This window comes from Variovorax sp. 10N432, assembly GCF_056394465.1.
Genome location: NZ_JBFTHX010000002.1, coordinates 186,925 through 200,917, shown reverse-complemented (window position 1 = coordinate 200,917; position 13,993 = coordinate 186,925). Strand labels below are relative to the sequence as shown.

Here is a 13,993-nt window from a genome sequence, read left to right as displayed (position 1 = left end):
GCGCCCCCCGCCGCGCGATTACCCTGTTGACGCGAAGCCGCTCCGCGCCTTAAGATAAAAATGACAGCGCTAACATTCCAAGAGGCAATCCCGATGAGCGAACCGCAATCCCCCCCGCCGGCCGACCCGGGCGACGGCCGCAAGAAGCCCGAGCAGCTGCGCTCGCACCGCTGGTACGGCGCCAAGGACCTGCGCAGCTTCGGCCACCGCTCGCGCACCGCCCAGATGGGCCTCTCGCGCGACGACTACCTGGGCAAGCCGGTGATCGCGATCCTCAATACCTGGAGCGACATGAACTCCTGCCACACCCACTTCCGGCAGCGCGCCGAAGAGGTGAAGCGCGGCGTCTGGCAGGCCGGCGGCTTCCCGGTGGAGATCCCGGCCATGAGCCTGGGCGAGGCGTTCCAGAAGCCGACCACCATGCTGTATCGCAACCTGCTCGCGATGGAGGCCGAGGAGCTGCTGCGCTCCTACCCGGCCGACGGCTGCGTGCTGATGGGCGGCTGCGACAAGACCACGCCGGGCCTGGTGATGGGCGCGCTGGCCATGAATCTGCCGACGATCTTCGTGCCCGCCGGGCCGATGCTGCGCGGCGACTACAAGGGCCAGTTCCTGGGCTCGGGCTCCGACACCTGGAAGTACTGGGCCGAGCTGCGGGCCGGCAACATCAGCGAGCAGGACTGGCAGGACGTCGAGGACGGCATCGCCCGCTCGCCCGGCACCTGCATGACCATGGGCACGGCCAGCACCATGACCAGCGCCACCGAGGTGCTGGGGCTCACGCTGCCCGGTGCGTCGTCGATCCCGGCCGCCGACTCCCGCCACGCGATGATGGCCACCCACACCGGACGCCGCATCGTCGAGATGGTCTGGGAGGACCTGAAGCCGCTCGACCTGCTGACCGCGGCCTCGTTCGACAACGCCGTGACCGCGGTGCTGGGCCTGGGTGGCTCGACCAACGCGATCGTCCACCTGATCGCGATGGCGCGGCGCGCCGGCGTGGCGCTCGACCTGGCGCGCTTCGACGCCCTGGCGCGCAGCACGCCGGTGATCGCCAACCTGCGGCCCGGGGGCAAATACCTGATGGAAGACTTCTTCTACGCCGGTGGCCTGCGCGCCTTCCTGCGCCAGATGGGCGACCTGATCGACGGCAGCCAGCGCACCTGCAACGGCCGCACGCTGGGGCAGAACATCGAAGGCGCCGAGGTCTACAACGCGGACGTGATCCGGCCGCGCGGCGACGCCCTGCTCGAGAGCGGCGGGCTGGCCGTGCTGCACGGCAACCTGGCGCCGAACGGCGCGGTGATCAAGCCGGCGGCGATGGAGCCGCAGCTGCGCCGCCACACCGGCCCGGCGCTGGTGTTCCGCAACTACGACGACCTGGCGGCACGCATCGACGACCCCGAGCTGCCGGTCACCCGCGACAGCGTGATCGTGCTGCAGAGCGCCGGCCCGCAGGGCGCGCCCGGCATGCCCGAGTGGGGCCAGCTGCCGATCCCGCAGAAGCTGCTGAAGGAAGGCGTGCGCGACATGGTGCGCATCAGCGACGCCCGCATGAGCGGCACCAGCTATGGCGCCTGCGTGCTGCACGTCACGCCCGAATCGCACGTCGGCGGCCCGCTGGCGCTGGTGCGCGACGGCGACCTGGTGACGCTCGACATCGAGGCCCGCCGCATCGACATGCAGGTGAGCGAGGCCGAGCTCGCGCGCCGCCGCGCCGATTGGCAGAAGCCGATCCCGAAATTCAGCCGCGGCTACGGCGTGATGTTCCTGAAGCACGTGCAGCAGGCCGACACCGGCTGCGACTTCGACTTCCTGGCGCCCGACTACCGCGCCGACGCGGCCGATGGGCAGCCCGAGGGAGAGCCCGAGATCCACTGATCGAAGCGCGACCGGTCCAGCCGGCGCGAGGGCCAGCGAAGCCGCCTCCTTTTTCTTCTTCCTGGAGCGAGACAACATGAACCCTGCCATCCCGCGCCGCACCGCGCTCCAGGTGCTCGGCGCCGCCGGCCTGGCGGCCGCACTCCCCGCCGTCGCCCGCGCGCAGTCCGCCGACGCCTGGCCGAGCCGTCCGATCACCTACGTGGTGCCCTTCACGCCAGGCGGCTCGACCGACGTGATCGGCCGCCTGATCGCCCAGAAGCTGGCCGAGGCCCTGGGCCAGCCGGTGGTGGTCGACAACAAGCCCGGCGCCGCAGGTGCGGTCGGCGCCAGCTACGTGGCCAAGGCCAAGGCCGACGGCTACACGCTCTTCGGCGGCACCATCAGCACGCATGCGATCAACGCCAGCCTCTACAAGAACCTGCCCTACGACCCGGTGAAGGACTTCGAGCCGATCTCGCTCGTGGCCTTCCTGCCGAACGTGCTGATCGTCGACCCGAACCTGGGCGTGCGCTCGGTGGCCGAGCTGATCGCGCTGCTGAAGAAGGACCCCGCGAAGCGCAGCTTCGCCTCGTCGGGTGCCGGCACCTCGACCCACCTGGCGGGCGAGATGCTGGCCGACATGATCGGCGTCAAGCTGACCCACATCCCCTACAAGGGCACGCCGCAGGCGATGCTGGATGTCTCTTCCGGCCAGGTGACTTTCATGTTCGACCAGATCACGGCCGCCTTGCCGCTGGTGCAGGCCGGCAAGCTCAAGCTGCTGGCGGTCACCACTTCGAAGCGCATGGCACTGGCGCCCGAATTGCCGACCATGGCGGAGGCCGGCGTGCCGGGCTTCGAAATGGCGTCCTGGCAGGCGGTCTATGCGCCGAAGAACCTGCCGCCGGCGATCTCGCAGCGCCTCGCGGGCGAGATCACGCGCATCCTCCAGCAGCCCGAGGTGCGCGACAAGCTCACCAACCAGCTCGGCATGGACGTGGTGGCCGGCTCGCCGGCCCAGCTGGCGGCGTTGATGCAGAAGGAAATCCCGCGCTGGGGCGAGCTGGTGCGCAAGTCCGGCGCCACCGCCAACTGACCCCCTTCCGACCCGACGAAGAAGCATGACCATGACCGACACCCCCCGTACGCCCCTGTCCGACGCCACCCGTGAACTGCTGCGGCACGTGAGCGTCGCCACGCTGTGCACCCAGCTGTTCAAGCGCGGTTTCCGCAATGTCTACCTGCAGGGCGTGGGCCGGCTCACCACGCCCAGCGGCGGCAACCTGGTCGGCCCGGCCTTCACGATGCGCAACATCCCGGCGCGCGAAGACCTCGACCAGATCAGCGCCTTCGACGACCCGAACCATCCGCAGCGCAAGGGCATCGAGAGCGTGCCGCCCGGCCACGTGCTGGTGATCGACTGCCGCGGCGAGACCCGCGTGGCCTCGGGCGGCCAGATCCTCACCACCCGGCTCAAGGTGCGCGGCGCGGCCGGACTGGTGTCGGACGGCCCGGTGCGCGACAGCGGCCCGATCTCGCAGATGGACTTCCCGGTGTACTGCGCCGGCGGCAGCGCGCCGCTGAACCTGATCCACCATCACGCGATCGACCTCGACGTGCCGATCGGCTGCGGCGGCGTGGCGGTCTATCCGGGCGACGTGGTGGTCGGCGACGACGAAGGCGTGGTGGTGGTTCCGCACCATCTCGCCGACGAGGTGGCGCGCGACGCCACCGAGCAGGAAAAGATGGAGGCCTTCATCCTGGCGCGCATCGAGGGCGGCGCCAAGCTCGCGGGCACCTACCCGCCGAACGCCGAGACGCGGGCCGCCTACGAAGCCTCGCGGGCCCAGGTCGCCAAGGATGGCGGCATCCCGCCCGAATGAAAGCAGCAGCGCCGGCGGCCTGACGAACGAACTGGGCCGCCAACCCCCCGTTGTTCGTCCGTTTCGAACGCCATGCCCCCACCGACAATCGGGCATGAGCATCCACAGCCTGCACTTCACGGGACCGGACCTGGGGCCCTGCGTACTGGGCCAGCCCATGCTCGCGCACTACGGCGAGACCCACATCGGCACCCTGGACCCGGTGCCGGTGAGCCGGGGCGGCACCCAAATGCGGATCGAGCACTTCACGCCCGCCGGCACCGAAGCCAGCCGGCACCTCCACAAGGCGAAGATCGGCCGGGTCCTCCTGCCCATGCTGGTGGCCTTCATCGCCGAGCATTTCTCGAGCATCACGCTGGTCCAGATCTCGCTGGCGCGCGACATCGAGGGCTATGGTGAAGGCTTCCGCCTGGCGGCCGAGCGCGCCGCGGTGCTGCAGGCCATGGGTGCCGGCCGCATCCTGATCACGCCCATGCCCGACACCCAGCGCATGGGCCATTTCGTGGTCGCCGGCGTCTGGGAATACAAGCAGGCCAACCTGGCCGCGCTGGCGGCGACGCTCCAGAACGAATGGGCCGCATTCGAAGAACGGCAGGCCGCCGCCGCCCGCGGACCCAGCCGCAAGCGCCGCTGGTTCTTCGCCCGCCGCCCGCTGAACGGCGGGGCCCGCTGGCCGCGGCGTTAAGCGGTTTCTAGTTCGCGGAAGCAGGCCAGCATCGCGGTCACGCCGGGGGCGTCGACCGGCCCCTGCCGCCAGTCGGGCGCCTCGTGGTCCATCTGGGCGCAGAGGTCGTCCCACGCCTGCGCAAGCGCCGCCCATTCGGCCACGCCGGGCTCGGCGATGCGCTGGGCCAGCAGCGGCAGCGCATGCCGCAGGGCCGGCACCTGCTCGATCAGCAGCCGGCAGCGCCGGAACGCGCCGGCGTCGCGCGGCAGCACCGGCAGCCGGTGCCGATAGTGGCGAGGCCGCACGCAGGTCAGCAGCACGAACAGCGAGAGGCTGGCCGGCCCCTGCTCGCCGGCCGCCAGCCAGCGCAGCGATTGCGGATCGAGCCGCAGCGCGGCACGGCCCAGCTGGGCCCGCATCCGTTCGATGGCGGCGGGTGTTTCGCGCAGGCGCAGCCGCGCCAGCGCCGCGGGGGTGCCGATGACGGCGGTGGCGTCCAGCATGCGCGCCATGCCGGCGTGCAGCAGTTCGGTGTCATGGGCCTGCTTCATCAGGGCCAGGAACTCGGGCAATGGCATGTGCCCATAGACCACCCGGCACCCTTCGCGCATCAGGATGCGATAGCCGGGCTCGCCGGATGGGGGAAGGCTCGGAGTGTCCACCCCAAGCTATCGGCAGCGATGGCCGGCCTGAACAGGGGGCGCAGGAAAAAAACTGCGCGCGCGGCTCGTGCAGAATCCGCGCCACCATGCATGCCAAGGTCGTCCGCTATTTCGTCGAGGTGGTCCGCGCCGGCTCGATCCGCAAGGCGGCCGAGCAGCTGCACGTGGTGCCGACGGCGGTCAATCGGCAGATCCTCAATCTCGAAGAGGAACTGGGAGCGCCGCTGTTCGAGCGCATCCACAACACCCTCAAGCTGACGCCGGTCGGGGAGATCGTGCTGGCCCATGCCCGCAGCACGCTGCGCGACTTCGACGCCGTGCGCCAGCGCATCGAGGAAGTGCGCGGCCTGCGCGAAGGCGAAGCCTCGCTGGCGACGATGGCCGGCCTGGCCGGCGCCTTCCTTCCCACCGTGACGCAGCGCTTTCGCGCCGCCCATCCGGGGATCCGGCTGACGCTGCTCGACCTGCCGATCGCCGAGGTGCTGCGCAGCGTGCGCGATGGCGATGCCGACCTCGGGCTGGCCTACGACGTGCCCGACAGCGCCGGCTTCCGGACCCTGTTCACCAGCGAATGGCCGATCGGCGCGGTCGTGCCTCCCGGCCATCCGCTGACCGCGCAGGCGACGACAGTGCTCTCGGAATGCGTCGGCCACCCGCTGATCCTGCCGGCGGCGTCGCTCTCGCTGCGCCCGATCCTCGATGGCGCCTTCCGGCGGTCGGCGATCAGCGTCGCGCCGATCATCGAGACCACCTCGACCGCGCTGATGCGCCGGCTGGTGGTGCAGGGCGTCGGCATCACGCTGCTCAACCGGCTCGACATCGACGAGGAGCGCCGCGCCGGCTCGCTGGTCTTCGTGCCGCTGCGCGACGCCGGCCTGTCGCCGCAGACGCTCAAGCTCGTGATGCGCGCCGGCGGCGAGCCCGAACCGGCCGCGACCCTGCTGGCGGGGCTGGTGATCCGCTGCCTCGACGATCTGCTGGCGCCCTGAGGCCCCTCCGCTGCGCGGCCTGTCCACTTTTTGTGGACGTCATGAGCTGAACAATGACTTTGCGCGTGCACACCCTCGCTGCCTAGACTGCGGCCGTCCTTGCCCCCTCGACGCCCTCAGAAAGGTCCCCTGATGCCTGCCACGCCATTCACGACCCGAGCCCCCGACAGCGACGCGGTCGACCAGAAGATCCCGCTTCCCCGCTGTGCCGCACTGAGCCTGCAGCACGTGCTGGTGATGTACGCCGGCACCATCGCCGTGCCGCTGATCGTCGGCAGCGCGCTGGGGCTGTCGAAGTCGGACATCGCCTTTCTCGTCAACGCCGACCTGCTCGCCGCCGGCATCGCCACGCTGGTGCAGGCGCTGGGCTTCTGGTGCTTCGGCATCCGCCTGCCGGTGATGATGGGCGTCACCTTCGCGGCGGTCGGGCCGATGATCGCGATCGGCGTCGACCCCTCGCTCGGCCTGCCGGCGATCTACGGCGCGACCATCGCGGCCGGCCTCTTCGGCATCGCGGTGGCGCCGCTGATGGGCCGGCTGCTCGGCGTCTTCCCGCCGCTGGTGACCGGCACCGTGATCACGCTGATCGGCGTCTCGCTGATGGGCGTGGCGATCCACTGGGCCGCCGGCGGCCAGCCGACGCAGTCGACGGTGATCGACGGCGTCCGCCATTCGGTGGCCAATCCGGCCTACGGCGATCCGGCCAACCTGGCGATCGCCGCCGTGGTGCTGGCGGTGGTGATCGTCCTGTCGCGCTTCGGCCGCGGGCTGGTGGCCAACATCTCGGTGCTGCTCGGGATCGTGGCCGGCGTCGCGCTGTCGCTGGCGCTCGGCCGCATGCGCTTCGACGGCATCGAGGAAGCCGGCTGGCTGGCGATCACGACGCCCTTCCACTTCGGCCTGCCGCGCTTCGAGTTCGGCGCCATCGTCTCGATGTGCATCGTCATGATGATCACGCTGGTCGAGTCGACCGGGATGTTCCTGGCGCTCGGCGCCATCACCGGACGCCGCATCAGCCCCGACGCGCTGACGCGCGGCCTGCGCGCCGACGGGCTCGGCACCGTGATCGGCGGCATCTTCAACACCTTCCCCTACACCTCCTTCTCGCAGAACGTCGGGCTGGTGACCGTCACCGGCGTGCGCTCGCGCTATGTCGCCGCGCTGGCGGGGCTGTTCCTGATCGCGCTGGCGCTGCTGCCGAAGGTGGCGCACGTCGTGGCATCGGTGCCCACCTTCGTGCTCGGTGGCGCGGGCATCGTGATGTTCGGCATGGTGGCGGCGACCGGGGTGCGCATCCTCGGCTCGATCGACTACAGCCAGAACCGCCATGCGCTGCACGTGATCGCGATCTCGATCGGCCTCGGCCTGGTGCCGACCCTGTCGCCCAACTTCTTCCAGCACTTCCCGGCCTGGACGCATCCCTTCACGCACAGCGGTATCGTGCTTGGAACTTGCGTGGCCGTGCTGCTGAATCTCTTCTACAACGGCGTGCTTTCGAAGGAGCGCGCCCTCGCGCTGGCCGCCGGCACTTCACATGGAACCGAATGACATGACTTCTCCCGCGACGCCCCCCCGCCCACTGATCCTCCGCCACGCCGACGTGCTGGTCACCATGGACGCCGCCCGGCGCGAAATCCCCGACGGCGCGGTCGTGACCGAGGGCCCGGCGATCGCCTGGGTCGGCGCCACGGCGGAGCTGCCGCCGGTCTACGCCGAGGCCCTGGCACGCGGCCAGGCCGAGGCGATCGACCTGCGCGGCCACGTGGTGATGCCCGGGCTGGTCAACACCCACCACCACATGTACCAGAGCCTGACCCGCGCCGTGCCCGAGGCCCAGGACGCCGAGCTGTTCGGCTGGCTCACGAACCTCTACCTGCTGTGGGCCAGGCTCACGCCCGAGATGATCCGGGTCTCGACCCGGACCGCGATGGCCGAGCTGATGCTGTCGGGCTGCACCACGTCGAGCGACCATCTCTACCTGTTCCCGAACGGCGCGCGGCTCGACGACTCGATCGAGGCCGCCGACGCCATGGGCATGCGCTTCCATGCGGCGCGCGGCAGCATGAGCGTGGGCCGCAGCCTCGGCGGCCTGCCGCCCGACGAGGTGGTGGAGAGCGAGGAGGCGATCCTGCGCGACAGCGAGCGGCTGATCGACCGCTGGCACGATCCGTCGCGCCACGCGATGCGCCGCATCGTGCTGGCGCCCTGCTCGCCGTTCTCGGTCTCGCGCGACCTGATGCGGCTGTCGGCCGAGCTGGCGCGCGAGCGCGGCGTCTCGCTCCATACCCACCTGGCCGAGAACGACAACGACATCGCCTACTCGCGCGAGAAATTCGGCATGACGCCGGCCGAGTACGCCGAGGACCTGGGCTGGGTCGGCCGCGACGTCTGGCATGCCCACTGCGTCAAGCTCGACCCGGCAGGCATCGCGCTGTTCGGGCGCACCGGCACCGGCGTGGCGCACTGCCCCTGCTCGAACATGCGGCTGGCCTCGGGCATCGCGCCGATCGGCGCCATGCGGCGCGCCGGCGTGCCGGTCGGGCTCGGGGTCGACGGCAGCGCCTCGAACGACGGTGCCCACCTGCTCGGCGAAGCGCGCCAGGCGATGCTGCTGCAGCGCGTGGGCTTCGGGCCGGCCGCGATGACCGCCCGCGAGGCGCTCGAGATCGCCACCCTGGGCGGCGCCCGCGTGCTCGGGCGCGACGACATCGGCGCGCTGGCGCCGGGCATGTCGGCCGACATCGTGGCCTTCGACCTGCGCGGGGTCGGCCATGCGGGTGCCGGCCACGACCCTGTGGCGGCGCTGGTGTTCTGCCAGCCGGGTGCCGCCGCGCTGAGCCTGATCAACGGCCGGGTGCGGATCCGGGACGGCCGCTTCACCGACCTCGACCTCGCGCCGCTGCTGGCGCGGCATCGCGAACTGGCCCGCACCCTCTACGAACAGGCGCGCCATCCGCACCTGAATTGACATTGCGGCCGACACCCGCTCACCGTTTTCCGTGATGGCGCGATCGCCGATCTCTTTGTAGTCTCGAGGGTTCCGCCCGGGGCGGAGCCCACATCAACGAAGTCAATCGGAATCTGGAAGAGCGAGCCATGCAGCCTGAGGTCGAGATCACGAAACGCGCGGACGGCAACTTCAAGGCGACCGTCGGGACCGGCGACGGCACCCACCACTACGCGCGCGAAGGCCTGGTCTCGCTCGCCGAGTGCCTGCAGGACGCGGCCTCGGTGCTCGGCGACGAATTCAGCTACGCGACCGTCATCTACGACCGCCTGCGCATCGGCAGCTATCCGGTGGCCGTGATGGAGCACCGGGCCTTCGAACTGGCGGACGAGCTGATGATGAAGCTGTCGAACCGGCGCACCTAGTCGATCTCCCGCTGCCAGGCGGCGAACACGCCGGCGACCAGCGCCACCACCGCCATCACGTGGAAGCCGTCGAGCGAGGCCATGAAGGTGGCCTGCTGCTCGAGCATCCGCGACAGGGTGGCGAGTGCCATGGCGTGCGCCTCGCCGATCGCGTGGCCCGAAGCCGTGAAACCGCGCGTGATCATGTCGAGCGACTGCACGAAGCTCGGGTTCGAGAGGCTGGCCGTCTCGCTCAGCCGGGTCTGGTGCAGCGCGACCCGATGCTGCTGGAGCGCGATCGCGCTGGCGGTGGCGAACGAGATGGCGAGCTGGCGCACCAGGTTCTTGAGCCGGTAGCCGTGCGCGAAGGCCTCGGCCTGGAAGGAGCGGAAGGTCAGGTTGGCCACCGGCAGCACGACGAACAGCATCATCAGCCCGCGCAGCAGCAGCGGGCCCGCCAGCTGCGCGCGGCCGACCTCGGGCGACATCCGGGCGAACCACCAGGCGGCTGCCGCGGCAATGCCGAAGCCCGGCACGATCAGCCACTTCTTGCGGGTCACGCGCGCCGAGTACTTCAGGTAGACGAACAGCAGCAGCCCCGACAGCAGCGAGGTCGCGCCAGTGAAATAGCCGGCGTCGCCGACCGTGAAGCCGAGCCCGCCTTCCATCAGCCTCGGCAGCAGGTAGCTCTAGCCGGTCGACAGGTAGTAATAGACCACGTAGAGCGCCAGCCCGACCTGGAAGGTGCGCTCGCGCAGCGCGTCCAGCCGCACCAGCGGCGCCGGATGGCGCCACTGCTGCCAGCCGAACCAGCCCAGCCCCGCGACCGCGGCGATGGCCAGGCCGATCAGGGTCGGCGAGCCCGAGAACAGCTCGAAGTGGGTGCGCGTCAGCACCACCTGGAGCGCCGCCTGCGCCAGGGCGAACACGCCATAGGCCAGGTAGTGCGGCGCGGTGCGCTCGTGCGGCGCGACATCGCCGATGTCCGGCAGCGTCCAGAGCGCGAGCAGGCCCGCGATCGCGGCCACCGGCGCGCTGCAGAAGAACAGCGAGCGCCATTCGAGATGGGTGACCAGGAAGGCGCCGGCGATCGGCGCCAGCACGCCGCCGAAGACGATGAACACCATGAAGGCGCGCAGCGCCCTGGCCCGCCGCTGCGGCGGGACGCCGATCTGGATCAGTATCCGGCAGGCGCCCAGCATGGGTCCGACGAAGTAGCCCTGGAAGGCCCGGGCCGCCATCAGCTGGACCGAGTTGTCGGACAGCGCCGCGCCGACGCCGCCGATCGCGAAGGCGAACATGCACAGCGCGAGGTAGCGGCGGTAACCCAGGCGCTCGATCCAGGCGTGCTGCTGCAGGATGCCGAGCACCGCGCCCAGCGCATAGGCGCTGGAGGCCCAGACCAGTTCGTCGGCCGAGGCGTTGACGCCGCCCGCGATGTAGCTCGCGAAGAAGGCGAACAGCGCGTTGTCGAAGTAGTCGATGCCGGTCACCAGGCCGATCACCCAGGGCATCAGCGCGGCCAGCTCGAAGCCGCGCCCGCCCGGCGCGGCGGCGGAGGCCGTCGGGATCGGCGCGTTCACTTCGGCCGCGGCGCCCGGCCGCGCTCCTTCAGGGCCGCCTCGAGCGGCTCGCCAGCCAGGCGGCGCTCGACGTAGTCGAGGTCGCGGCGCAATTGGGACTGCAGTGCCGCGGCCTCCTTGAGTTCGCGCCGGACCTGCGCGATGCGCCCGTCGAGCCCCGCGACCTGCTCGGCCAGCGTGTCCCGCAGCTCCTTCAGCGAGGCGTTCGACAGCCGCGGGCGGCCGCCGTCGACCGGCACCTCGAAGGGCTTCTGCAGCATCGCAGTGATCGCGGTCAGCGAGAAGCCGAGCGAACGCATGCGCAGCACCCTGGCCAGCTTGTCGAGATCGGCGGGCTCGTACAGGCGGTAGCGGCTCTCGCTGCGCACCGGCACCACGATGCCGAGCTCTTCGTAGTACTTGAGCGTGCGCGGCGTGACGCCAAGCCTGGCGGCAGCGTCGCGCACCGTGAGGGCGTCGGGGGAGGAGGTCACGGCGCCAGTCTAACCAAACGTGTACGTTCACGTACATGTTTGCCGGAATGACCCCGATCGCGACGCCGGCATGCCGTCCGGCGCCGATATGATGGCCGGTCATCTACGAACCCGCGAGCCCCCGTCATGCTGAATTCCCTGGCGCCCTTTCTCCTGCACTGGGCCATCACGGCACTCTCGCTCTGGGTCGCCAGCTACATCTTTCGCGGACTCAAGTTCGAGAGCACTGGCTCGCTGGTGATCTCGGCGCTGCTGCTCGGTTTCGCCAACGCGGTGGTCAAGCCGCTGCTGATCATCCTGACCCTGCCGCTGACCTTCCTGACCTTCGGCCTGTTCCTGCTGGTGATCAACGCGCTGATGATCCTGCTGGTGTCGGCGCTGGTGCGCGGCTTCAAGGTGTCGGGCTTCTGGACCGCGCTGTTCGCGAGCATCTTCATCTCGCTGCTGAGCGTGTTCCTGGGTGCGCTGGTGGACACCAGCGGCCCCGATGCGATCCAGATGCCTTCGAGCGGCAACTGGCTATAGCCGGCGTTCGGCGAAAGCCACGTACCAGTCGAGGCTGGCCGGGTTGGCCATTGCCTCGCGGTTCACGACCTTGTCGAGCGGCTGCCCGAGCAGCAGCTTCTTGATCGGCAGCTCCTGCTTCTTGCCCGACAGCGTGCGCGGGATCTCCGCCACCTGGAAGATGTCGTCGGGCACGAAACGCGGCGACAGCGAGCTGCGGATCGCCTGGTTGAGCCGGCCGCGCAGCGCGTCGTCGAGCGCGACGCCCGGACGCAGCACCACGAACAAGGGCATGTAGCTTTCGCGGCCAAGGTATTCGAGGTCGACCACCATCGAGTCGAGCACCTCGGGCAGGGCCTCGACCGCGTTGTAGATCTCGCTGGTGCCCATGCGCAGGCCCTGGCGGTTGATGGTCGCGTCGCTGCGGCCGTAGATGATGCAGCCGCCGTCGGCGCCGATCCGGATCCAGTCGCCGTGGCGCCAGACGCCCGGGTAGGTGTCGAAGTAGCTCGACAGGTAGCGCGCGTTGCCTTGGTCGCCCCAGAAACAGAGCGGCATCGACGGGATCGGCCGGGTGCAGACCAGTTCGCCGACCTCGCCGATGACCGGCCGGCCCTGGTCGTTCCAGGCCTCGACCGCATGGCCGAGCTCGCGGCACTGCATCTGGCCGGGCACCTCGGGCAGCTCGCGGTTGCCGCCGACGAAGGCGCCGCAGAAGTCGGTGCCGCCGGAAATATTGCACCACCACACCGCCTCCGAACCGGCATCGAGCACCTGCTGCGAGCCCCAGCGCTGCACCTCTTCCGGCAGCGGCGAGCCGGTGCTGCCGAGCGCGCGCACGCGTGAAAGGTCGCCGCAATCCCGGGCGATGAGGCCGGCCTTCATGCAGTGGGTAAAGTAGGCCGCGCCGGCGCCGAAGAAAGTGACCTTGTGCCGCGCGACGAAGCGCCACAGCACGCTCCAGTCGGGCTTCTCCTTGCTGCCCGCCGGGTTGCCGTCGTAGATGCAGATGGTGGCGCCGAAGGCCAGGCCCGAGAGCTGCGAGTTCCACATCACCCAGCCGGTGGAGCTGTACCAGTGGTAGCGCTCGCCGAAGTTGTTGGCGCCGTAGCTGGCGCCGACGTCGTTGTGCAGGCCGCAGGCATGCATCGTGAGGATGATGCCGCCCTGGCCGTGCACGATGGGCTTGGGCAGTCCGGTGGTGCCGCTCGAATAGACGATCCAGATCGGGTGGTCGAAGGGCAGCCACTCGGGTTCGAAGGCCGCCACCTGGGCATCGTCGCGCCCGGCGGCCTGCTGCCATTCGACATCGTGCGACACCTCGCCGGCGGCGAACGGGGTCTTCACCAGCAGCAGCTTCTGCACGCTCGGCAGCTGGCCGCGCAGCGCCTGCAGCACCGCGCTGCGGTCGAGCCCCTTGCCGCCGTAGTGCACGCCGTCGACCGCGATCAGCAGTTTGGGCTCGATCTGGCCGAAGCGGTCGGCCACGGCCGGCGTGCCCATGTCGGGCGCGCACACGCTCCAGATCGCGCCGATGCTGGAGCAGGCCAGGAACGCGATCATGGTCTCGGGCACGTTGGGCATGTAGGCCGCGACGCGATCGCCGCGGCCCACGCCGAGCGACCGCAGCGTGAGGGCCACAGAGGCGACCTGGCGCCGCAGCTCGGGCCACGACATCTCGCGCACTTCGCCGAGCTCGTTGTCGCTCACGATGGCCGGCATGCCCGCGGCATGGGCGGCGTCGGCGTGGCGCAGCACCTCGCGTGCGTAGTTGACCTGGGCGCCGGGAAACCAGCGCGCGCCGGGCATGCGGGCGTCGGCCAGCACCGCCGTGTGCGGCGTCGGCGAGCGCAGCCCGGCGTAGTCCCAGATGCTCTGCCAGAAGGCATCGAGATCGGTGACGGACCAGCGCCAGAGCGCGTCGTAGCTGTCGAAGCGAAGGCCGCGGGTCTGGTTCAGCCAGTCTTGATAGAGGCGGAGCTGGGGAATGTTGGGGGCACGCATGCACCAAGCCTAGC

Annotated in this window: 12 protein-coding genes and 1 pseudogene; 9 read left to right on the top strand and 4 right to left on the bottom strand. The window is 70.2% G+C overall.

Annotation, left to right across the window (positions count from 1 at the left end; genetic code table 11):
• The first annotated feature begins 93 nt into the window (after positions 1-93).
• The 4 genes from araD (at position 94) to AC1DF3_RS03170 (ending at position 4,431) form a co-directional block, all read left to right on the top strand.
• Positions 94-1,881, top strand: coding sequence for an L-arabinonate dehydratase (gene araD, locus AC1DF3_RS03185; protein ID WP_478138798.1), 1,788 nt, complete (start codon positions 94-96; stop codon positions 1,879-1,881).
• A 76-nt stretch (positions 1,882-1,957) separates the two neighbouring features.
• Positions 1,958-2,959: a Bug family tripartite tricarboxylate transporter substrate binding protein gene (locus tag AC1DF3_RS03180; RefSeq protein ID WP_478138797.1), complete on the top strand. Its 1,002-nt coding sequence runs from the start codon at positions 1,958-1,960 to the stop codon at positions 2,957-2,959.
• 31 nt (positions 2,960-2,990) lie between these two features.
• Positions 2,991-3,746, top strand: a complete 756-nt coding sequence (locus AC1DF3_RS03175; protein ID WP_478138796.1) for a ribonuclease activity regulator RraA — start codon at positions 2,991-2,993, stop codon at positions 3,744-3,746.
• 94 nt (positions 3,747-3,840) lie between these two features.
• The gene (locus tag AC1DF3_RS03170) at positions 3,841-4,431 is read left to right on the top strand and encodes a hypothetical protein (RefSeq protein ID WP_478138795.1); all 591 of its coding nucleotides are present in this window, start codon (positions 3,841-3,843) and stop codon (positions 4,429-4,431) included.
• On the opposite strand, the gene AC1DF3_RS03165 is transcribed toward AC1DF3_RS03170, so the two are convergent.
• On the bottom strand, positions 4,428-5,075 hold the full coding sequence (locus AC1DF3_RS03165; protein WP_478138794.1) for a hypothetical protein: 648 nt from the start codon (positions 5,073-5,075) through the stop codon (positions 4,428-4,430). The genes AC1DF3_RS03170 and AC1DF3_RS03165 overlap by 4 nt on opposite strands.
• 86 nt (positions 5,076-5,161) lie before the next feature.
• Here AC1DF3_RS03165 and AC1DF3_RS03160 point away from each other — a divergent pair, with 86 nt between their 5' ends.
• From AC1DF3_RS03160 to AC1DF3_RS03145, 4 genes are all read left to right on the top strand, one after another.
• Positions 5,162-6,064 carry a LysR family transcriptional regulator gene (locus AC1DF3_RS03160; RefSeq protein WP_478138793.1) on the top strand — a complete coding sequence of 301 codons (903 nt, stop codon included), beginning with the start codon at positions 5,162-5,164 and terminating at the stop codon, positions 6,062-6,064.
• A gap of 132 nt (positions 6,065-6,196) precedes the next feature.
• The gene (locus AC1DF3_RS03155) at positions 6,197-7,612 is read left to right on the top strand and encodes a nucleobase:cation symporter-2 family protein (RefSeq protein ID WP_286535259.1); all 1,416 of its coding nucleotides are present in this window, start codon (positions 6,197-6,199) and stop codon (positions 7,610-7,612) included.
• A gap of 1 nt (position 7,613) precedes the next feature.
• Positions 7,614-9,032 (top strand): 8-oxoguanine deaminase, encoded by a 1,419-nt coding sequence (locus AC1DF3_RS03150; RefSeq protein WP_478138792.1) that lies wholly within the window; start codon positions 7,614-7,616, stop codon positions 9,030-9,032.
• Between the two features lie 128 nt (positions 9,033-9,160).
• Positions 9,161-9,436, top strand: coding sequence for a hypothetical protein (locus AC1DF3_RS03145; RefSeq protein WP_286535261.1), 276 nt, complete (start codon positions 9,161-9,163; stop codon positions 9,434-9,436).
• Here the strand turns inward: AC1DF3_RS03145 and AC1DF3_RS03140 are convergent.
• A pseudogene (locus AC1DF3_RS03140) lies at positions 9,433-10,929 on the bottom strand (MFS transporter). The gene AC1DF3_RS03145 and the pseudogene AC1DF3_RS03140 sit on opposite strands and share 4 nt — an antisense overlap.
• A 65-nt stretch (positions 10,930-10,994) precedes the next feature.
• Positions 10,995-11,471 (bottom strand): MerR family transcriptional regulator, encoded by a 477-nt coding sequence (locus AC1DF3_RS03135; protein ID WP_286535262.1) that lies wholly within the window; start codon positions 11,469-11,471, stop codon positions 10,995-10,997.
• A 126-nt stretch (positions 11,472-11,597) separates the two neighbouring features.
• On the opposite strand from AC1DF3_RS03135, the gene AC1DF3_RS03130 reads away from it, so the two are divergent.
• Positions 11,598-11,996: a phage holin family protein gene (locus tag AC1DF3_RS03130; RefSeq protein WP_286521644.1), complete on the top strand. Its 399-nt coding sequence runs from the start codon at positions 11,598-11,600 to the stop codon at positions 11,994-11,996.
• Here the strand turns inward: AC1DF3_RS03130 and AC1DF3_RS03125 are convergent.
• The gene (locus tag AC1DF3_RS03125) at positions 11,991-13,979 is read right to left on the bottom strand and encodes an acetoacetate--CoA ligase (protein ID WP_478138791.1); all 1,989 of its coding nucleotides are present in this window, start codon (positions 13,977-13,979) and stop codon (positions 11,991-11,993) included. The two genes, AC1DF3_RS03130 and AC1DF3_RS03125, sit on opposite strands and share 6 nt — an antisense overlap.
• Positions 13,980-13,993 lie beyond the last annotated feature (14 nt).

What these genes read in the sequence shown, in the direction of transcription:
- araD (WP_478138798.1), top strand. Translation starts at nt 94, where the DNA reads ATGAGCGAACCGCAATCCCCCCCGCCGGCCGACCCGGGCGACGGCCGC.
- AC1DF3_RS03180 (WP_478138797.1), top strand. Translation starts at nt 1,958, where the DNA reads ATGAACCCTGCCATCCCGCGCCGCACCGCGCTCCAGGTGCTCGGCGCC.
- AC1DF3_RS03175 (WP_478138796.1), top strand. Translation starts at nt 2,991, where the DNA reads ATGACCGACACCCCCCGTACGCCCCTGTCCGACGCCACCCGTGAACTG.
- AC1DF3_RS03170 (WP_478138795.1), top strand. Translation starts at nt 3,841, where the DNA reads ATGAGCATCCACAGCCTGCACTTCACGGGACCGGACCTGGGGCCCTGC.
- AC1DF3_RS03160 (WP_478138793.1), top strand. Translation starts at nt 5,162, where the DNA reads ATGCATGCCAAGGTCGTCCGCTATTTCGTCGAGGTGGTCCGCGCCGGC.
- AC1DF3_RS03155 (WP_286535259.1), top strand. Translation starts at nt 6,197, where the DNA reads ATGCCTGCCACGCCATTCACGACCCGAGCCCCCGACAGCGACGCGGTC.
- AC1DF3_RS03150 (WP_478138792.1), top strand. Translation starts at nt 7,614, where the DNA reads ATGACTTCTCCCGCGACGCCCCCCCGCCCACTGATCCTCCGCCACGCC.
- AC1DF3_RS03145 (WP_286535261.1), top strand. Translation starts at nt 9,161, where the DNA reads ATGCAGCCTGAGGTCGAGATCACGAAACGCGCGGACGGCAACTTCAAG.
- AC1DF3_RS03130 (WP_286521644.1), top strand. Translation starts at nt 11,598, where the DNA reads ATGCTGAATTCCCTGGCGCCCTTTCTCCTGCACTGGGCCATCACGGCA.
- AC1DF3_RS03125 (WP_478138791.1), bottom strand. Translation starts at nt 13,979, where the DNA reads ATGCGTGCCCCCAACATTCCCCAGCTCCGCCTCTATCAAGACTGGCTG.